Origin of the sequence: Spiribacter salinus M19-40 (assembly GCF_000319575.2) — a bacterium.
Classification (GTDB): Bacteria; Pseudomonadota; Gammaproteobacteria; order Nitrococcales; family Nitrococcaceae; genus Spiribacter; species Spiribacter salinus.
On record NC_021291.1, the window covers coordinates 1,596,043 to 1,613,770 of the forward strand.

Below are 17,728 nucleotides of genomic sequence, written 5' to 3' on the forward strand. Positions count from 1 at the left end.
ATGGCAGAGCGCCCGGAAGGGTCATCCCGCAAGCCGCAGGGGCTGCGTGAACGGCTAATGCGCCAGCTCTGGCTGGCGCTGGCGCTGCTGTTCGTCGGCCTGGGGAGTGCGGGGGTCGTGCTGCCACTGGTGCCGACCACGCCCTTTTTGCTGCTGGCCGCCTACTGTGCCTCGCGCAGCTCGCCGGCCCTGCACGCCTGGCTCTACAGTCATCCGCGCTTTGGGCCGCTGCTGCGAAACTGGCGCGATCACCGGGCGATTCCCCGGCGTACCAAGCTGCTGGGCATCGCCCTGATTGCTGCGAGCTGGACGTGGATGTGGATCACCGTGGAGCCGCTTTATCTGCGCTTGACGGTCACCGCGTTCATGGCCTTTGGCGTGGTGTTTCTGGCGACTCGGCCGAATGGCCCGTCAGATGAACGCAGCGACGATGAATAGCCCCACCACGCAGGCGAACCCACCCGTCCAGGCCGTGCTGCGCAACGTGGCGCGATCGGCGATATAGAAATAGCCATACAGCCCGCGGAAGATCAGAAACGCCACGGCCAGGCCGTCGATCCAGGTCTGGCTGGCATTGAGCTGATGGGCGATGATCACGCCCGCGGCAAACGGCGGGAACGCCTCGAACGTGTTGAGCTGGGCCCAATGCGCCCGCTGCCGCCATCCCTCCAGGCGCTCCAGCCAGGCCCGCGGCCGGGCGTTGTCGAACTGGCCCTCGGACTTGGCCAGCCCGGCGAACACGAAGGGCAAAAAAATGGCGATAAAAACGCAGATATAGGCGATCGTCATGACCGACCTCCGTTGAGCTGGGCCGCCACGGCGCGATGGCCGATGTCGGTGCGCATGAACGAGCCCGTCCAGTGAATGCCACCGGCCAAATCATAGGCCGCGCGCTGCGCCTCGAGGATGTCATCGCCCAGCGCACAGGCACACAAGACGCGCCCGCCGGCTGTGACCACGGCATTCTCGGCGTTCAGGGCCGTGCCGGCATGAAAAACCTTTTGCTCGGATAAATCCGTCGCGGGCAGCCCGTGAATCACATGACCCCGCTCATACGGGCCCGGATAGCCACCGGCCGCGAGCACCACGCCAAGACACGGCCGCGGATCCCAGTCCACTGAATGCTGATCGAGCCGGCCCTGGAGCGCTGCCTCAAACAGATCCACCGGGTCGCTTTGCAGGCGCATGAGAATCGGCTGCGTCTCGGGGTCGCCCAGGCGGACGTTGAACTCCAGCACCCGGGGCGTGCCCTCGGCGTCGATCATGAGCCCGGCGTAAAGGAAGCCGCGAAAACCCCGCCCCTCGGCCACCAAGCCCTGCACGGTCGGACGGATCACCGTCTCCAGAATGCGGGCGTGGATGGCGTCGGTCACCACCGGGGCCGGCGAGTACGCGCCCATGCCGCCGGTGTTGGGGCCCTGATCGCCGGCATCCCGCGCCTTGTGATCCTGGGAGCTCGCCAGGGGCAGGACCGTATCGCCATCGACCAGGGCAATAAAACTCGCCTCTTCCCCGGTGAGAAAATCCTCGACGACGATCCGCTCACTGGCAGAGCCAAAGGCTCCATCGAGCATGGACTCGGCCGCCAGCAACGCCTCGTCCAGCGTCAGGGCCACCGTCACGCCCTTGCCGGCGGCCAGGCCGTCGGCCTTGATCACAAGCGGTGCGCCGCGGGCCTCGATAGTGGCCCGGGCCGCCTCGAGGTCGTCAAATGTTTCGTAGGCGGCGGTGGGAATCGCGTGACGGGCCAGAAAATCCTTGGCGAAGGCCTTGGACGATTCCAGCTCTGCAGCGGCTTGATGCGGACCGAGGCAGGCCAGGCCGACCTCGGTAAAGGCATCGACGATACCGGCGGCCAGCGGCGCTTCCGGGCCCACCATGGTCATGTCGATCTCACGCTGCAGGGCGAGGTCCCGCAGGCCGTTGATGTCTTCAGCGCCGACGTTGACGTTCTGGACACCCACCTCCGTTGCCGTGCCGGCATTGCCCGGGGCGACGTACACGGTCTCGGCTCGGGGTGAGCGCGCCAGGCGCCAGGCCAGGGCGTGTTCGCGTCCGCCATTGCCGACCACCAGAATCTTCATGACTTGCTCCTGCTCAGTGGCGGAAGTGCCGCAGGCCGGTGAACACCATGGCGATGCCATGCGCATCCGCCGCCCCGATCACTTCCTCATCGCGCATTGATCCACCCGGCTGGACGATGGCGCGCACGCCGGCGGCGGCCGCCTGATCAATCCCGTCCCGAAACGGGAAAAAGGCATCGGACGCCAGCACCGCGCCAGCCAGTGACAGGCCGGCATCCTCCGCCTTGCGGGCGCCGATGCGCGCACTGTCCACCCGGCTCATCTGCCCCGCGCCGATCCCCAGCGTATGGCCCTCACGACCGTAGACAATGGCGTTGGATTTCACGTGCTTGGCCACGCGCCAGACGAAATCGAGGTCAGCCTGCAGCGCGTCATCCACGGGGGTCTGCGTCACACAGCGCAGGCCGGTGTCCGCGAACAGATCGGCGTCCTGATCCTGGACCAGCAGTCCGCCGTCCAGCGGTTGCAGCCGCCAGCCGCTGATGGGCCGCGGTCCGTCGGGGATTTCGAGCACCCGGACATTGGGCTTGGCCGCGGTAATCGCCAGCGCCGCGTCACTGACGGCCGGCGCCAAAATCACCTCCACGAACTGACGCTGGATAATGGCGCGGGCGGTGGCGTCGTCCAGCGGGCGATTAAAGGCAATGATGCCGCCAAATGCCGAGGTGGGGTCAGTGGCAAACGCCGCGTCATAGGCGCTCACCAGATGATCGGCGACCGCCACGCCACAGGGGTTGGCGTGTTTGACGATGACGCAGGCCGGCGCGTCAAAGGCGCCAACACACGCCCAGGCCGCGTCGGCATCGGCGAGGTTGTTGTAGGACAGGGCCTTGCCCTGGCGCGAGACATGGCAGGCGAAACTGCCCGCCGGGGCGTCTGGGTCGCGATAAAACGCGGCGGCCTGGTGCGGGTTCTCGCCGTAGCGCAGGTCACTTGCCTTGCGCCAGCTTCGATTGAGCTGCCCGGGGAAAGCGCTCTCGGCCCCCGCCTCCGGGCGCGCCGATAGGTAATTGCTAATCGCCGCGTCATAGCGGGCGACATGATCAAACGCGGCGACAGCAAGCCGGAATCGGTGACTTGCCTCGAGCCCGCCATGGGCCTCAATCGCACTCAGCATGTCCGCGTACTGATCCGGGTCCGTGGCGACCCCGACCCCGTCAAGGTTCTTGGCAGCCGCGCGCAGCATGGCGGGGCCACCAATGTCGATGTGCTCAATAGCCGCTTCGAGGCGGCAGTCTGGCTGCGCCACGGCGGCCTCGAACGGGTAGAGATTGACCACCAGCAGGTCGATGGGCGGGATGTCGTGTTCGGCCATCACGGCCTCATCCTCACCCCGACGGCCCAGCAGGCCGCCGTGAATCCGCGGATGCAGCGTCTTCACGCGGCCGGCCATGATCTCGGGAAAGCCAGTGTAATCGCCGACTTCGGTCACGGGGATGCCGGCCTCACTCAGCAAGCGGGCGGTGCCACCGGTAGACAGGAGCTCCACACCGAGGCGGGCCAACCCACGGGCTAAATCCTCGACACCGGTTTTATCGGAAACACTGATCAGGGCCCGGCGAACGGGCAAGACACTGGCCGCAGCCGTCATGGAGGACTCCGTGGTTCTACTGCTCGTCAAGGCCGTACTGGCGAAGCTTCTTGCGCAGCGTGCCTCGATTGATGCCCAGGGCCTCGGCAGCCCGGGTCTGGTTACCGCCACAGGCGTGCATCACCGTCTCGAAAAGCGGCGCCTCGGCCTCTTCGATCACCATGCGATGCAAATCGCAGCAAGAATGACCATCGAGCTGTTCGAAATAGGACGTGACCGTGTCGCGCACGCAAGTGCCGATCGGACCGACACCCGGGCAATCCTGTCTGGGTTTATCGGGCATGCTGTCCTTCCTGTGGGCTGACGGCTTGAATCATAACCACATGGCCCCGCCCATTAAAGCGCACGACGGGTGCCGTCCAGTCGAACCCAGCCGTCGCGCGCCGCACCCGGGCCAAAATCGATGGCCTGGGCGTAGGCACTGGCGACCTCGGCGGCCTGTCCCTCGAGCAGCCCCGCCAACACGAGACGGCCGCCCGGGCGCAGGGGCTTGATCAGGGTCGGCGCCTGTTCGATCAGCACGCCGGCCAGAATATTGGCAAGCACCCGATCCGCCGCGGGCAGCGCCGTGTCGACGCCGCCGACCGTGAGCGGGTCGGCTACTCCGTTGCGGCGCGCGTTCTCTCGCGTGGCCACTAATGCCTGGGGATCGTTATCGATGGCGATCACCTGCCGCGCGCCCAGGCGTAGCGCCGCAATCGCCAGCAGCCCGGAGCCACAGCCATAATCGATGACGGTCTCATCGACTGGCGGGCAGGCCGCCAGGTGTTCCAGGCACAGCGCCGTTGTGGGGTGCGTACCGGTGCCAAAAGCGAGCCCCGGATCCAGGCGCAGGTTCGTTGCCTCGGGCACCGGTGGCTCCATGCCCGTTGGCACCACCCAGAGGCCGTGGCCAAAATCGAGCGGGGCGAAGTCAGCCAGCCAGGCCCGCTCCCAGGCCGCATCGGCCAGCGTGGTCTCGTCCCAGCCCGTGGGCTTGGCGCCCAGCGCCTCGCTCAGTGCGGCGTGGACCGCTTGGCTGTCGGCATCGGCCTCGAACAATGCCTGCACGCGCACCGCATCCCAGAGCCGGGTTTCGCCAACCGCAGGCTCCAGCACGGGCTCCGCGCCCTCGGACTCGGCCGCCGTCACGGCGATGGCGCCCATCGCTTCCAGCGCTGCCTCGGCGAGGCCCATGCGGGCCGCGGGGAGGTCAAAGGCCACCTGCCGCCAGGCCATGATCAGCGGTGTTCGCCAGGCTGCCAGAGCACGTCGCCTCCGGCCTCGTGATTGGCCTCCCGGGCCAGCACAAACAGATAGTCGGACAAGCGATTGAGATACTGCAGGACAAGGACATTGATGGGGGCGCCGGTGGCCAGCGCCGCTGTCTCACGCTCGGCCCGGCGGGCGACCGTCCGGGCATGATGCAGATGCGCGGCAGCGGGGCTGCCCGCGGGCAGCACAAACGAGCGCAGCGTCTCCAGGCCCGCATTGACGCGATCGATTTCCGCCTCAAGCCACTCGACCTGCCCGGTCACCACCCGCAGCGGTTCGTAGGGCGGGTCGTCCATCTCGGGTGTGCAAAGATCCGCGCCCACATCGAACAGATCATTCTGGATCCGCGCCAGTGCGTCATCGAGCTCGGGGCCCGCGTGCAGCCGGCAGACGCCGAGCAGGGCGTTGAGTTCGTCCACGGTGCCGTAGGAGGCCACGCGATGATCGGTTTTGGCCACCCGGCTGCCATCGCCAAGGCCGGTCTGGCCGGTGTCACCCGTGCGGGTGTAGATCCGAGTCAGTTTAACCACGCCGGTCAGCCGCCGAAGCGCTTGACGGAGGCATCGATCTCGGCGACGGCCTCGGCATGGCCCTTCCAGCCGTTCACTTTGACCCACTTGCCGGGCTCGAGGTCTTTGTAGCGCTCGAAGAAGTGGCTGATCTGCTCAAGGACGATCGCCGGCAAGTCATCCGGGCCTTTGACGTGATCATAGAGAGGGGTGAGCTTGCTGATCGGCACACACAGGAGCTTGGCGTCTTCGCCCCCCTCATCGCTCATCTCAAGCACGCCCACCGGACGGCAACGAATGACCGAGCCGACCTCGAGGGGAAACGGCGTCAGGACCAGCGCATCGAGGGGGTCACCATCCCCGCAGAGCGTATCCGGGATGTAGCCGTAGTTGGCTGGATAGCGCATCGACGTGCCCATGAACCGGTCGACCATGATCGCCCCGGAATCCTTGTCCACCTCGTATTTCACGGGGTCGGCCTGGGCCGGAATCTCGATGATGATGTTGATGTCCTCGGGCAGGTTTTTGCCCGCGTCGATGCCCTCGTAGGCCATGGTGTCCCTCCTGGTCCAGCGTTCTGAGTGATTCGCGGATTATACGCACGCCCGGCCGCCCGGGTCAGGCCCTGAAATCGGGCAGACGCGGGGTCACCCGTTCGCCGCGCAAGCGGGCGTAATCGGGCAGGCCGTCGCGGTAGGGCGGGTAATCCTCGCCGGCAATCAGCGGGCGCAGGTAGCGCAGACAGGCGTCGGTCACAAAAAAACCGGACGCGTCGATGAACTCGGCCGGCATCCGCGCCTCGACGTTGGCCACCTCGGCCAGTGCGACCTCGCCCACATGCCAGCGATAGGGCGCATCCGATTCGCGCACGATGGTGGGCATGATGGCGTTGCGCCCGGCCAGCGCCTGTTCCACCGCGGCCTGCCCCACGGCGTAGGCCTGCTCAACATCCGTTGCCGAGGCGATATGGCGCGCCGCACGCTGCAGGTAATCGGCGATGGCGTAGTGGTACTTGTAGCCCAGCGTGTTTTTGATCAACGCCGCAATGGCCGGGGCGACGCCGCCAAGCTGAACATGGCCAAAGGCATCGCGCGTGCCCTGATCGGACAGGAATGTGCCATCGGCGTTTTTCACGCCCTCGGAGACCACCACCACGCAGTAGCCAAACCCCTCCACGCTTGCCTTGACCCGCTCGAGAAAGCGCTGCTCATCAAGCGGGACTTCGGGCAGCAGGATGACGTGCGGCGGATCGCCCTGCGCTTCCCGCGCCAGCGCGGAGGCCGCGGCGATCCAGCCGGCATGTCGGCCCATGGTCTCGAGGATGAACACCCGGGTAGAGGTCTGTGCCATGGAGGCGACATCGAGCCCCGCCTCTCGCGTGGCGACGGCGATGTACTTGGCCACGGAGCCAAAGCCCGGGCAGGTGTCCGTGACCGGCAGGTCGTTGTCCACGGTTTTGGGAATACCGATACAGGTCACCGGGTAGCCCATGGCCTCGCCGAGCTGCGAGACCTTGTGGGCGGTGTCCTGTGAGTCACCGCCGCCGTTGTAGAAGAAATACCCGATGTCGTGCGCGCGAAAGACCTCGATCAGACGTTCGTACTCAGCGCGATTCTCCTCGAGGCCCTTGAGCTTGTAGCGCGCGGAGCCGAAGGCGCCGGCCGGGGTATGGCGCAGTGCCCGAATGGTCTCGGCAGACTCGGCTGCGGTGTCAATAAGGTCTTCGTGCAGTGCGCCAAGGATGCCGTTCGCGCCGGCGTAGACCGTGCCGATGGCCTCGGGGTGGGCGCGGGCGGTCTCAATGACCCCGGCGGCGCTGGCGTTAATGACGGCGGTGACACCCCCGGACTGGGCGTAGAAGGCATTCTTCGGATGCATGGCAACGGGCTCCCTTCCCCCTCTCAGAGCCCCGCAGTCTATCAAGCCCCGGTGTGGGCGGTCTCGTGGAGATAGTCCCGGGTAATCGGTGCGGCCGCTGGCTCGCGGGTCAACTGCAGGTGGAACACCACGAGGCCCCGGTAGTAGAACGCCGCCTCACTCACCGCCAGGTAAAACTCCCACATCCGGCAGAAGCGCTCGCCTTTCTCGGCGACGACGTCGTCACGAACGGCCTGAAACCGCCTGTACCACTCGGCAAGCGTGTAGCCATAGTGCAGGCGCAAGACCTCGAGGTCGGTGGTGGCGAGGCGCTGCCGCTCCACGGCCGCAGTGACCTCGGAGAGCGCAGGAATGTACCCACCCGGGAAGATATACCGACGAATCCACGGGTTGGTCACCCCCGGCCGCGCTAACCGGCCAATTGTGTGAATCAGCGCAATGCCCTCCGGGGTGAGGTGATCGCGCACCCCGGCGAAGTACGCGTCGTAATACTGGACACCCACGTGTTCGAACATGCCGACACTGACAATGCGGTCAAAGCGCTCGGGGACGTCGCGGTAGTCCTGGAGGCGGATGTCGACCTGGTCCTCGAGCCCGCGGGCGCGGACGCGATCCCGGGCGACGCGGGCCTGCGCCTCGGACAGGGTGAGCCCGACCACCTGGGCGCCGGCTTGCTCGGCGAGTTCAATGGCAAGCCCGCCCCAGCCACAGCCGATATCGAGCACCGACTGACCCGGCGACAAGCAGAGCTTGCGACGAATCAGGGCGCGCTTCTGGGCCTGTGCGGTCTCGAGGTCTGCCGTGCCGGCGGGCCAGTACGCGCAGGAGTACTGCATGTCACTATCCAGGAAGCGCCGGAAGAGCTGCTCGTCGAGGTCGTAGTGATGGGCGACGTTGCGGCGGCTGGCGGCGCGCCGGTTCCACTGCTGCAGCGGTCGCAGTAACTGCTGCGTGGCCCGCTTGGCGCCGGTGGCCTGCTCATGGGCGAAGTTGCTCATGAGCACCGCCAGCAATCCGCGCAGATCGGGCGTACTCCAGAGCGCGTCCATGTAGGTCTGGCCGAGCATGAAGTCCGGATCGGCGATCACGCGGCGCTCGGCCCGGTTATCGTGTAGCTGCAGCACGCCGGCCGGGGTGCCGGCACCGAAATCGCGGACACGCCCGTCGGCCCGCTCAAGGCGCAGGTGCCCGCGTTCGATTCCGTCTTTGAGGACTTGCTCAAGCATACGGCCTCTCCCGTCGCGACGCCGGTGACTGAAACGGTTACCATGCCTATGACGCAAATGCGACCACTCCGTTCGTCAGTAGAGCACCATGAACCCAAGCGACGTCATCCAGCGCATCCTCGGAATCGCCCTGCTGCGCGCCGGCCCGCAGGATCTGCCGTACTCGACCGGGCTGATGGGTACCGTCATCGCCCTCACCGCGGCGGTGAACTACCCGGTGATTCAGCGCTACACGCCCGACGCCGAGCCGCTGGCACAAATCGGGCTGCTGGTGGCCTACAACCTCGGCTTTCTGCTGGCGGCCCTCTCGTTGCGCGGCCATGGCCCGCGGTTTGTGCAGACCGCCTCGGCGCTGTTTGGCAGCGATATCGTGATCTCCGCAGTCGCCCTGCCCATCCTGCTGGTCATTGGCCGACCCGATGAGGCGAATGCCCTCGCTGCACTCGCCTTCCTGGCGCTGCTGATCTGGAATATCGCGGTGGTTCGTCACATTTTGAGCGCGGCATTGGCCCTTGGCGGGCTCGCGAGCCTCGCCACGAGCCTGGCGTATATCTTCGGCGCCAGTGCCTTCGTGCGTGCCCTCACCAGCGGTTGAGACGCGCGCGCATGCCTCACCTTCACATCCTGGGTATTGGCGGCACGTTCATGGCCGGCCTTGCGGTGATCGCCCGGGAGGCCGGCTATACCGTCTCGGGCCAGGACCATGCCCTCTACCCGCCGATGAGCGATGTCCTGGCCACCGCCGACATCCGCGTCACCGAGGGTTACACGCCGCAGCCAGAGGCCCTTGCCGCCGACTGCGTGGTCATCGGCAATGCCTTGTCGCGGGGCAACCCGGCGGTCGAGGCCGTGCTCGAGGCCGGTGTGGATTACACCTCCGGGCCGGAATGGCTCGCCCGCCATATCCTGCGCGATCGCTGGGTGATTGCCGTTGCTGGCACCCATGGCAAGACCACCACTTCCAGCCTGATCGCCTGGCTACTCGAGTCCGCCGGCATGGCGCCCGGATTTCTGATTGGCGGGCTGCCGGGTAACTTCGCCACCCCCGCGCGCCTCGGCGACTCGCCGTTTTTCGTGATCGAGGCCGATGAGTACGACACGGCGTTTTTCGACAAGCGCTCGAAGTTCGTCCATTTCCGGCCGCGGACGTTGGTGCTGAACAATCTTGAGTTCGATCATGGCGATATCTTCGCCGATCTTGCGGCGATCGAGCGGCAATTCCAGCATTTGGTTCGGACTGTGCCCGGCCAGGGCGCCCTCCTCGTCAACGCCAACGACCCGGCCCTGGCGCGGGTACTGGAAGCGGGGTGCTGGAGCGAGCGCATCGGATTCGGTGATCGCGACCAACCGACACACGGCGCGCTCGACTGGGGGCTGGATGACTGGGCATTCACCGCACCGCTGCCCGGTCGGCATAACGCCATGAACACCCTGGCCGCACTGCTGGCGGCCCGCCATGTCGGCGTCGCGCCAGGACAGGCCATCGAGGCCCTGCCGGCATTCAAGGGCATCCGGCGACGACTCGAGCTGCGCGGCGAGGCCGGCGGCGTCCGCGTGCTGGATGACTTCGCCCATCACCCCACCGCCATTGCCGCCTCCCTGCAGGCGCTGCAGGAGACACCAGCGGCACGCACCGGCCGGATTCTGGCCGTGCTCGAGCCCCGCTCCAACACCATGCGCCAGGGCCTGCACGGGGACCGACTGGCCGCATCACTCGCGACCGCCGATGCGGTGTTCGTCCTGGCTGATCCGGCGCTAGACTGGGATCTGGGCGCAGTTCTCGCACCGCTCGGGGAGCGCGCGTGCACCGCGCCAAGCGTGGAGACGCTGATCACCCAAATCACGGCCACGGCCCGCCCCGGCGACACCGTGCTCGTGATGAGCAATGGCGCCTTTGGCGGATTGCATGAGCGGCTGCTGGCCGCCCTCGACTCGGGAGACTGACTCGCATGACACACGCCCCCATCACGCTTGCCATCACCGGTGCCTCCGGCGGCGTCTACGGGCTGCGCCTGCTGGAATGCCTGTTGGGCGCTGGCCGGCCGGTCTATTTGCTGATCTCGGAGGCGGGGCGGCTGGTACTTAAAATGGAAGCGGATCTCGCCCTGCCCGGCCGGCCCACGGACCTGGCCGCCGCACTGACCGAGCGATTCGCTGCTTCACCAGGCCAGCTCACGGTATTCGGGCCAAAGGCCTGGACCGCGCCCGTGGCCTCCGGCTCAGGGGCCCCGCGGCAGATGGTCGTATGCCCGTGCACAACGGGGACGCTCGGGCGAATCGCCGCGGGCAGCAGCGAGGCGCTGATCGAGCGCGCCGCGGATGTCGTGATCAAGGAGCGTGGCCAACTCATCCTGGTCCCGCGAGAAACTCCCTTATCGGAGATCCATCTCGAGAACATGCTGCGGTTAACGCGCATGGGGGTTGTCATGCTGCCCGCCAACCCCGGGTTCTATCATCGGCCGAACGACCTCGCCGGCGTGGTGGATTTTGTCATCGCGCGCATTCTGGATCGCCTGGGCATCGAGCAGGCGCTCATCCCGCCCTGGGGTGCCGAGCCGACAGACGACTAGTCCGGTGCCGCGAGACTCGCCGGCGCATACCGCGGCACGCGATCATCACGCCGCTGCAACGCGCTGCGCTCGGCGGCTCGGCCGAGCACCGCCTCGCGACCGGCTTGATCCAGCGCCACCCGGGTGAGCCGCGGCAGCAGCACGCCGCCGCGCACCGTCACGGTCTCGATCCAAACCAACCAAACGGGCCCCTGCGCAGTCGTCGCGCCGCGCCAAGCCCGCAACACAAGCCGCATGCCCGGCTCGGCTGCTGGCTGAATGCGCACCACATCCGGCAGCCGACCGGCATGCCAGCGGGGTAACACCGGCAACCGCTCAACCGACGGTTGTGGACTGAGCCAGCGCAGCGTCGTGGACCAGCGCCAGCGCGGCGGCGCCTGCCAACCCGCATCAAACCCCGTCGGCATCGCCTCGCCACCGAGCCATTGCGCCGTAAACCATCCCCGCCGACCGCCCAGGCCCAGGCGGCGATCGGCCAGCGTGGCAGCACCGACCCACCAGTCGTCTGCGGCAATCTCCGGCACTTGCGCGCCGCGTGGATAGGCCTCAAGCGGGTCGGGCCAGTGCGTCACCTCGGTGAGCGTCGCCGCCATCACGAGCACCAGCGCCGAGCCAAGGACCGCCAGGGACTGATGGCCGGAGACGCGCTCGGCCGAGCCGGCGAGACCGGGCAAGGCGCCACACACCACCCCCAGGCCGAGGCCACCGACCACATCGAGCGGCCAGTGCACACCCAGCACGACGCGTGTCACACCCACGCCCAGGCCGATCACGAGGCCGAGTGTGATCACGCTGCGGCGCCCGTAACGGCCCCGAATCGGCAGGAGCACGACCCAGGCAGTCACCAACGCGGCGATGCCCGCGGCATGGGCGCTGGGGAAGGCCGCGATAAAATCCGCGCCCTCCGAGAGCCCCTGCGGCCGCGGTGTGCCAAGACCCGCTTTGAGGGCATACGCGCCAGCCGCGGCCAGCACCACGGCTGCCAGCACCAACAGGGCTCGCCGGGGTTGATGGTGATGCCATAAAAAGCCGGCAAGCGCGGCCGCGGCCAGCAGCACCGGCAGCAGTCCACCCAACTGGGTAACGCGCCAGGCCGCCACCCGCACCAGATCGCTGCGATGGGCGTCGGCCAGTGCCACCAGGCCACGCTCCCAGCCCTGGGGTGACGCCCCCAGGAGCGCGTGCCCCGCGCTAAAGACGATGGCCACCACGGCGAGCCACCACAACCAGCCGCCGCGATGACGCAGCGCGCGTAGCGGGGCATGCAACGGCCGCAGCCCCAGCCAACGCCAGGACGTCGGTGGCCGGCGGCCGAGGGCGCGAGCCAGGCGGTGGCCGGCCAGGCGCAGTGGCCGGTCAATGCGCGGCAACAGCCAGCGAAGCAGGAAAAAGCCGCCAAACAGAATCACCAGCCAGGCCATCAGCCGACCCATGACCTCGAGTGCGAGTATGAGCGAGGCGCCAAACACAACGCCCGGCAGCAGATAGGCCGGCGCCCAGACCACCGCGGAGCTCACATTGGCCAGCAAAAACCGCCCCGGGGGCATGCCCAGCATGCCCACCACCGCCGGAATCACCGGCCGGACCGGGCCCACAAAGCGCCCGATCACCACGCTCTTGCCGCCATGGCGGTAAAACAGGCGCTCGGCCTGGGCGATCGTGCCGGGATAGCGACGGATCACGGGCAGGCTGCGGAGGCGGGCGCGGAAGTGCCAGCCGAGCCAGTAACTCAGCCCATCGCCCAGGATGGCGCCAGCCATGGCCCAGAGCAGCATCGGGAGGATCGGCAGGTTGCTGCCCCCCACGGCAGCCCCCGCCATGAACATGAGCACCGCGCCGGGCACCAGGAGCCCAACGAGGGCGAGTGATTCAAGAAACGCAATCAGGCCAATGACGGCCCCCGCCCAACCGGGGTGTTCAGCCAGCCAGGCGAGCAGAGGCGCCAGGCCGCCCTCAAGCCCGGTCACAGCGTCGCGAACACCCGCTCGGCCGCGTCCAGGGTGTGGCTGAGCGCCGCCTCGTCATGGGCGGTGGACACGAACCCGGCCTCGAACGCCGAGGGCGCGAAGTACACGCCGGCCTCGAGCATGCCGTGGAAAAAGCGCACAAAACGCTCGCCATCGCACTCGGCCACGTCTTCAAAGCGAACCACCGATGGCGCGTCGGTAAAGAACAAGCCGAACATCGTGCCGGCCTGATGCGTGACCAGCGGGATCCCGGCGGCCCTCGCCCGTGCCTGCAAGCCTTCGAGCAGCCGGGTCGTCCAGGCCTCAGCCTGAGCGTGGACATCGGGGCGCGAGAGATTGCGAAGCGTCGCCAGGCCGCTTGCCATCGCCAGTGGATTCCCGGATAGGGTGCCCGCCTGATAAACAGGGCCCGTTGGCGCGAGGTAATCCATGACCTCGGCACGCCCACCCAGGGCACCCACCGGCAGCCCGCCGCCGATGACCTTGCCCAGGGCAGTGAGATCCGGCGTGACGCCATAGCGGCCCTGGGCACCACCCAGTGACGCCCGAAAACCGCTCATGACCTCGTCGAACACCAGCATCGCCCCGCTGTCATCGCAGAGCGTGCGCAAGCCCTGCAGGAACTCGGGCAGCGCGGGCACGCAATTCATGTTGCCCGACACCGGCTCGACCAGCACCGCGGCGATCGTATCGCCATAGGTCTCGAATAAAGTGCGCACGGCTTCGATATCGTTGTACGGGGCGGTGAGCGTCATCTCCGTGACCGCGGCGGGCACACCGGGAGAGCCCGGGATACCCAGTGTCAGGACACCGGAGCCCGCCTCCACCAGCAGCGCATCGACGTGCCCGTGGTAGTTGCCACGGAATTTGAGGATGCGATCACGCCCGGTGTAGCCCCGTGCCAGGCGCACGGCACTCAGGCACGCCTCCGTGCCGGAGTTGACCATGCGAATACGCTCGATGGAGGGCATAATGCCTTTCACCACGGTGGCCAGCTCGGTCTCGAGCGCCGTCGGCGCGCCGAAACTCGTCCCATTGGCGGCCGTCCGGCTGATCGCTTCGACCACCTCGGGGTGGGCATGGCCGATGGCGAGCGGGCCGTAAGAGAGCACATAGTCGACGTACTGTTTGCCGTCCTCATCCTCAATCCAGGCGCCCTCGCCCCGGCGCATGAACACCGGTGTGCCGCCCACCGAGCGGAAGGCGCGCACGGCAGAATTCACGCCGCCAACCAGGTGTTCCTGGGCTTCGGTGAACAGGGTTTCTGATCGATTGGCCATGGTCGCTTGCTATCCCGTGTTGATTGCGTGGCTGATGGCCGTGGCGGCGGCCGCGATATCGGTGGCAGAGAACACGGCGTCGATCACGGCAACGGCATCCGCCCCGGCCTCGATGACCGCTTCGACGTTGCCCGCCTGGATACCACCAATGGCCACAAGCGGGCCCGCGAAAAATGCCCGTGCTTCATTGAAGATCGACAGCGGCGCCCGCCCCGACGCCGGCTTGGTGGATGAAGGGTAGACGCTGCCAAACGCCAGATAGTTCGCGCCAGCCGCGGCCATGCGCTGCGCGCGATCCAGATCGGCGTAGCAGGACACCCCGATCAGCGCCGATGCGCCAAGCTGACGTCGCGCCTCGGCGATGTCCGGGTCGTCCTGGCCAATGTGCACGCCATCCGCCCCCACCGCGGCGGCGAGCGCGACATCGTCGTTGACGATGAAGGGCACACCGGCCTGCGCGCACAAGCGCTGGAGCGCGGTGGCTTCCTGATGCCGACGCTCGGTGTCATCGGACTTGTCGCGATACTGAACCACGCGCGCCCCGCCGCGAATCGCCGCCGCCACGGCCTCGGTCAGCGGCACTGGCCGCGGCCAGCGCGCGTCGGTAATGACGTAGAGCCCGGCAATACCCTGATCGCCTGGCGCCATGCTCAAATCTCGATCATTTCAAAATCGGACTTGCCTGCGCCGCATTCCGGGCAGACGAAGTCATCGGGAATGTCTTCCCAGCGGGTACCGGGCGCAATGCCCTCCTCGGGCAGGCCGTCCTCTTCTTCGTAGATCCAGCCACAGACCACACACATCCACGAGCGATATTCCATGCCGCATTGCCTCTCATTACATGAATTGATGAAACGCTCACCCTAAAGACTGGATGAGGCGCTTGAAAGTGGATTGTCCTCATCCGGCGTTGCGAATTCGACACCGGTTTCGATGCGCCCGTCCGGATGCAGATCAAGCCAGCGAAAACCGGGTGGGCCGTCATCCAGGGCAAAGGTCTCAGCGCCGGCAAGGAACGGCGCGGCCGTGGCGGGAGTTGCCAGGCAACGACAGCCATCGAGCGTGCCGTCAAAGGCCTGGTGGACATGGCCCATCACCAGGCCGCGAATCCGCCCATCCTCGAGCAGACGGGCCCGCAATGCCGCCGGCTCCTGCAGGCCAATGGCATCAAGCCAGACCGTGCCCACCGGACAGGGCGGATGATGCAGCGCGAGCAGGACATGGCGGGCATCGGTGGCGGCTAGCGCGGCGTCCAGACCCGCGAGCTCGTCGGCGGTCAGTTGGCCCGGGACCTCGCCTTCCGAGAGCGTATCGAGCATGACGACGCACCAGTCACCCAGCGCCAGGCTGCGTGCCGCGGTGATCAGGCCGTCACTGAACACCTCGGCCATCGCCCGGCGCTCATCGTGATTGCCAGGCGTTACGCGCCCCGGCAAACCGAGGGTCTCGAGTGCCGCGCGCAGCCGCTGGTACGCCGCCACGCTGCCGTCGTCTACCAGATCCCCGGTGTGAACGAGGGCATGGGCCTCGGCTGCCCACGGCTGCATCGCCGCGAGCGTTGCCTGGAATCGCGACTCGACCGAGACACCCGCATGCTGGGCGGCGGGATCCGCCAGGAGATGGGTATCAGTGACCTGCAGCAGTCTTTGCACGCCCATGCGCTTTGTCCTTATGTACCGGCCTTTTCATGGACCCAGAGCTGGCTGAACCAGTAATACCCCCCGTCGCCGTCAGGGAGCGTGCAATTATAGCGGCTGCGACCCACCGGCAAGCTCGCCTCACCCTGAACGGTGAATTGGCGGCCTGGCTCCTGCCATTCCACGCTCAAACGCTCGCTGCCGTAGAAACACCCCAGCCGCTCGGTGGCGAGGTCGTCCTCGGCGAGTGTGACCGTCAGCTGCGGGGCCTCGGCCGACTCGCGCACCGGGCTCACGGGTGACTGCTCGGCCACTGGTAGCGCCCGGGTGTTCAGGCGCAGCGCGAAGGCCTCCGCCTCGCCGTAGCGCTCGTTTAACGAAAAGCGGGGCAACGCCCGCAGCCGTGAGGTCTCACCGATCGCGCCAGACTGCTGACCAAACGCGAGGTAACCCATTTCGTCCACCAGGCCCATTAGCGCCTCATCGTACTCACCGTAGGGATACGCCAGCAGGGGCGGATCGGTGAGAACGGCCTTGCCAAGCGCGTCAACGAGGCGACGCTGCGCGTGATCGAGATCCTCGCGAATGCGCTCCGCCCAGGCCGCCTGATCCTCGCCCGCTTCCCGGACAAACAATGGATCGTGCGAGGTGGAGTGGTTGGCGAAGGTCGCGCCCGCTTGCGCCATTTCCCGCATCCGTGACCAGTCAAGGTACTGCGAGTAACCATCATCAACCGGCGCGGTATTCACGAACACGGTGTAGGGCCAGTCACGCTCGGCCAACAGCGGATGGGCGACCTCACCCACACTGCGGTAGCCATCATCAAAGGTGATGGCCACGGCTTTCTCTGGCAGGGCCGGGCCGCCGGTGAGGGCCGTGACGACATCGGCCAGCGGGACCACGGTATAGCCCTCAGCCGCAATCGTCTCGAGATGGGCCGTGAACTGATCCGTGGTGACTCGGGTACTGGGCTGGCCGTCTTCACCCACGTGGTGATACATCAGCACCACTGCGTGTGCTGGGTCGGGTGAGGACGCCGCCGCGAGCCCCGGGCTCAGGAGCAGTGCCAGCAGCATGGCGATCAGGCCAGCCCGTGCCTGGCGGGGCGCATCAGAAATCGATGCGAAGGCCCCCATACATGCCATCTTCATAGTCACGATCGCCACCCAGGCTGTCGCCGTCATAACTCAACTCGATGTTGCGGTAGCCCAGATATACGCTCGCGTCTTCCAGGATTTTGAACTCGCCGCGCACGGCGACTTCCTGGTAGCCATCGATGTCACTGAACGCAGTGACCGAGGGCGCGAGATACACATCCGCCGCCACGGCGGCTCGATTGTAGTTTGGCAGGGTGTAGTGCAGCTTGCCGCCAATGGCAAGGGCGGCGCCGTCAGCGTCACGCTCATCATCACTGATTACCGGCAGCTTGCCACCAATGCCAAGCACCAGGGCCTCGCGCCCCGGCTCAGGGCGGTCAACCAGATGAAGCTCGCCTTCGATAATCTCGCCGGCATCGTCGTGATGGAGCAGGCCACCGCCGGCTTCCAGGCCCTGCGGCCCGAGCGACCGAATGTAACTCAGCTTCGCGGCGTCGCTGCTGAGATTAAAATCCAGCGAGTCTGCCGCTGCGGGCAAGGCCGCTACGGCAAGCGCCAGCCCCATCCATCCTGTCATGCGTATCGTCATTGTCTGCTCCCCTTCCAAAGGCTGCGTCCTGCCTGAATGATACACT

Annotated in this window: 20 protein-coding genes; 4 read left to right on the forward strand and 16 right to left on the reverse strand. The window is 66.9% G+C overall.

What is annotated here, in order from left to right; translation table 11 throughout:
- Window positions 1–438: a YbaN family protein gene (locus tag SPISAL_RS07900; protein WP_016353948.1), complete on the forward strand. Its 438-nt coding sequence runs from the start codon at window positions 1–3 to the stop codon at window positions 436–438.
- On the opposite strand, the gene SPISAL_RS07905 is transcribed toward SPISAL_RS07900, so the two are convergent.
- The 9 genes from SPISAL_RS07905 to SPISAL_RS07945 all read right to left on the reverse strand — a co-directional run bounded on the left by SPISAL_RS07905 (window position 412) and on the right by SPISAL_RS07945 (window position 8,542).
- Window positions 412–789 carry an MAPEG family protein gene (locus tag SPISAL_RS07905; protein WP_016353949.1) on the reverse strand — a complete coding sequence of 126 codons (378 nt, stop codon included), beginning with the start codon at window positions 787–789 and terminating at the stop codon, window positions 412–414. The two genes, SPISAL_RS07900 and SPISAL_RS07905, sit on opposite strands and share 27 nt — an antisense overlap.
- Window positions 786–2,084 (reverse strand): phosphoribosylamine--glycine ligase, encoded by a 1,299-nt coding sequence (purD, locus tag SPISAL_RS07910; RefSeq protein WP_016353950.1) that lies wholly within the window; start codon window positions 2,082–2,084, stop codon window positions 786–788. Before purD ends, SPISAL_RS07905 begins: the two co-directional genes overlap by 4 nt.
- A gap of 13 nt (window positions 2,085–2,097) precedes the next feature.
- Window positions 2,098–3,675 (reverse strand): bifunctional phosphoribosylaminoimidazolecarboxamide formyltransferase/IMP cyclohydrolase, encoded by a 1,578-nt coding sequence (gene purH / locus SPISAL_RS07915; RefSeq protein ID WP_016353951.1) that lies wholly within the window; start codon window positions 3,673–3,675, stop codon window positions 2,098–2,100.
- A 16-nt stretch (window positions 3,676–3,691) separates the two neighbouring features.
- The gene (locus SPISAL_RS07920; protein ID WP_016353952.1) at window positions 3,692–3,958 is read right to left on the reverse strand and encodes a helix-turn-helix domain-containing protein; all 267 of its coding nucleotides are present in this window, start codon (window positions 3,956–3,958) and stop codon (window positions 3,692–3,694) included.
- Window positions 3,959–4,011: 53 nt separating this feature from the next.
- Window positions 4,012–4,893, reverse strand: a complete 882-nt coding sequence (prmA, locus tag SPISAL_RS07925) for a 50S ribosomal protein L11 methyltransferase (RefSeq protein ID WP_016353953.1) — start codon at window positions 4,891–4,893, stop codon at window positions 4,012–4,014.
- A 2-nt stretch (window positions 4,894–4,895) separates the two neighbouring features.
- The gene (locus tag SPISAL_RS07930) at window positions 4,896–5,459 is read right to left on the reverse strand and encodes a cob(I)yrinic acid a,c-diamide adenosyltransferase (RefSeq protein WP_016353954.1); all 564 of its coding nucleotides are present in this window, start codon (window positions 5,457–5,459) and stop codon (window positions 4,896–4,898) included.
- A gap of 5 nt (window positions 5,460–5,464) precedes the next feature.
- Complete coding sequence (gene ppa, locus SPISAL_RS07935) at window positions 5,465–5,992, reverse strand: inorganic diphosphatase (protein WP_016353955.1); 528 nt, start codon at window positions 5,990–5,992, stop codon at window positions 5,465–5,467.
- 64 nt (window positions 5,993–6,056) lie between these two features.
- A complete protein-coding gene (locus tag SPISAL_RS07940; RefSeq protein ID WP_016353956.1) occupies window positions 6,057–7,316 on the reverse strand; it encodes a 6-phosphofructokinase in 1,260 nt (419 codons plus the stop codon).
- Window positions 7,317–7,357: 41 nt separating this feature from the next.
- A complete protein-coding gene (locus SPISAL_RS07945; protein ID WP_016353957.1) occupies window positions 7,358–8,542 on the reverse strand; it encodes an SAM-dependent methyltransferase in 1,185 nt (394 codons plus the stop codon).
- A gap of 88 nt (window positions 8,543–8,630) precedes the next feature.
- Here SPISAL_RS07945 and SPISAL_RS07950 point away from each other — a divergent pair, with 88 nt between their 5' ends.
- From SPISAL_RS07950 to SPISAL_RS07960, 3 genes are read left to right on the forward strand one after another with little or no spacing between them, the layout of a single operon-like run.
- Window positions 8,631–9,137, forward strand: a complete 507-nt coding sequence (locus SPISAL_RS07950) for a hypothetical protein (RefSeq protein ID WP_016353958.1) — start codon at window positions 8,631–8,633, stop codon at window positions 9,135–9,137.
- An 11-nt stretch (window positions 9,138–9,148) separates the two neighbouring features.
- Window positions 9,149–10,486, forward strand: a complete 1,338-nt coding sequence (gene mpl, locus SPISAL_RS07955) for a UDP-N-acetylmuramate:L-alanyl-gamma-D-glutamyl-meso-diaminopimelate ligase (protein ID WP_016353959.1) — start codon at window positions 9,149–9,151, stop codon at window positions 10,484–10,486.
- A 5-nt stretch (window positions 10,487–10,491) separates the two neighbouring features.
- Window positions 10,492–11,112 carry a flavin prenyltransferase UbiX gene (locus SPISAL_RS07960; protein WP_016353960.1) on the forward strand — a complete coding sequence of 207 codons (621 nt, stop codon included), beginning with the start codon at window positions 10,492–10,494 and terminating at the stop codon, window positions 11,110–11,112.
- On the opposite strand, the gene SPISAL_RS07965 is transcribed toward SPISAL_RS07960, so the two are convergent.
- The 7 genes from SPISAL_RS07965 to SPISAL_RS08720 are packed head-to-tail and all read right to left on the reverse strand — an operon-like array spanning window position 11,109 to window position 17,682.
- Window positions 11,109–13,079 (reverse strand): VTT domain-containing protein, encoded by a 1,971-nt coding sequence (locus tag SPISAL_RS07965; RefSeq protein ID WP_016353961.1) that lies wholly within the window; start codon window positions 13,077–13,079, stop codon window positions 11,109–11,111. The two genes, SPISAL_RS07960 and SPISAL_RS07965, sit on opposite strands and share 4 nt — an antisense overlap.
- Window positions 13,076–14,359: a glutamate-1-semialdehyde 2,1-aminomutase gene (gene hemL, locus SPISAL_RS07970; protein ID WP_016353962.1), complete on the reverse strand. Its 1,284-nt coding sequence runs from the start codon at window positions 14,357–14,359 to the stop codon at window positions 13,076–13,078. Before hemL ends, SPISAL_RS07965 begins: the two co-directional genes overlap by 4 nt.
- Window positions 14,360–14,368: 9 nt before the next feature.
- Entirely contained in the window at window positions 14,369–15,007 is a 639-nt protein-coding gene (gene thiE, locus SPISAL_RS07975; protein WP_016353963.1) for a thiamine phosphate synthase, read from the reverse strand.
- A gap of 2 nt (window positions 15,008–15,009) precedes the next feature.
- Window positions 15,010–15,180 (reverse strand): rubredoxin, encoded by a 171-nt coding sequence (locus tag SPISAL_RS07980; RefSeq protein ID WP_016353964.1) that lies wholly within the window; start codon window positions 15,178–15,180, stop codon window positions 15,010–15,012.
- Between the two features lie 42 nt (window positions 15,181–15,222).
- Window positions 15,223–16,017, reverse strand: coding sequence for a metallophosphoesterase (locus SPISAL_RS07985; protein WP_016353965.1), 795 nt, complete (start codon window positions 16,015–16,017; stop codon window positions 15,223–15,225).
- An 11-nt stretch (window positions 16,018–16,028) separates the two neighbouring features.
- Window positions 16,029–17,132 (reverse strand): polysaccharide deacetylase family protein, encoded by a 1,104-nt coding sequence (locus tag SPISAL_RS07990; RefSeq protein WP_016353966.1) that lies wholly within the window; start codon window positions 17,130–17,132, stop codon window positions 16,029–16,031.
- Complete coding sequence (locus SPISAL_RS08720) at window positions 17,107–17,682, reverse strand: YfaZ family outer membrane protein (RefSeq protein WP_081633238.1); 576 nt, start codon at window positions 17,680–17,682, stop codon at window positions 17,107–17,109. Before SPISAL_RS08720 ends, SPISAL_RS07990 begins: the two co-directional genes overlap by 26 nt.
- Window positions 17,683–17,728: the final 46 nt, after the last annotated feature.

Excerpts from the sequence above, each read along its gene's own strand:
- ppa (WP_016353955.1), bottom strand. The coding sequence starts at position 5,992 with ATGGCCTACGAGGGCATCGACGCGGGCAAAAACCTGCCCGAGGACATC.
- SPISAL_RS08720 (WP_081633238.1), bottom strand. The coding sequence starts at position 17,682 with ATGACGATACGCATGACAGGATGGATGGGGCTGGCGCTTGCCGTAGCG.
- purD (WP_016353950.1), bottom strand. The coding sequence starts at position 2,084 with ATGAAGATTCTGGTGGTCGGCAATGGCGGACGCGAACACGCCCTGGCC.
- purH (WP_016353951.1), bottom strand. The coding sequence starts at position 3,675 with ATGACGGCTGCGGCCAGTGTCTTGCCCGTTCGCCGGGCCCTGATCAGT.
- hemL (WP_016353962.1), bottom strand. The coding sequence starts at position 14,359 with ATGGCCAATCGATCAGAAACCCTGTTCACCGAAGCCCAGGAACACCTG.
- SPISAL_RS07960 (WP_016353960.1), top strand. The coding sequence starts at position 10,492 with ATGACACACGCCCCCATCACGCTTGCCATCACCGGTGCCTCCGGCGGC.
- SPISAL_RS07945 (WP_016353957.1), bottom strand. The coding sequence starts at position 8,542 with ATGCTTGAGCAAGTCCTCAAAGACGGAATCGAACGCGGGCACCTGCGC.
- SPISAL_RS07985 (WP_016353965.1), bottom strand. The coding sequence starts at position 16,017 with ATGGGCGTGCAAAGACTGCTGCAGGTCACTGATACCCATCTCCTGGCG.
- SPISAL_RS07920 (WP_016353952.1), bottom strand. The coding sequence starts at position 3,958 with ATGCCCGATAAACCCAGACAGGATTGCCCGGGTGTCGGTCCGATCGGC.
- SPISAL_RS07940 (WP_016353956.1), bottom strand. The coding sequence starts at position 7,316 with ATGCATCCGAAGAATGCCTTCTACGCCCAGTCCGGGGGTGTCACCGCC.
- mpl (WP_016353959.1), top strand. The coding sequence starts at position 9,149 with ATGCCTCACCTTCACATCCTGGGTATTGGCGGCACGTTCATGGCCGGC.
- SPISAL_RS07905 (WP_016353949.1), bottom strand. The coding sequence starts at position 789 with ATGACGATCGCCTATATCTGCGTTTTTATCGCCATTTTTTTGCCCTTC.
- SPISAL_RS07950 (WP_016353958.1), top strand. The coding sequence starts at position 8,631 with ATGAACCCAAGCGACGTCATCCAGCGCATCCTCGGAATCGCCCTGCTG.
- SPISAL_RS07980 (WP_016353964.1), bottom strand. The coding sequence starts at position 15,180 with ATGGAATATCGCTCGTGGATGTGTGTGGTCTGTGGCTGGATCTACGAA.
- SPISAL_RS07990 (WP_016353966.1), bottom strand. The coding sequence starts at position 17,132 with ATGGGGGCCTTCGCATCGATTTCTGATGCGCCCCGCCAGGCACGGGCT.
- SPISAL_RS07900 (WP_016353948.1), top strand. The coding sequence starts at position 1 with ATGGCAGAGCGCCCGGAAGGGTCATCCCGCAAGCCGCAGGGGCTGCGT.
- prmA (WP_016353953.1), bottom strand. The coding sequence starts at position 4,893 with ATGGCCTGGCGGCAGGTGGCCTTTGACCTCCCCGCGGCCCGCATGGGC.
- thiE (WP_016353963.1), bottom strand. The coding sequence starts at position 15,007 with ATGGCGCCAGGCGATCAGGGTATTGCCGGGCTCTACGTCATTACCGAC.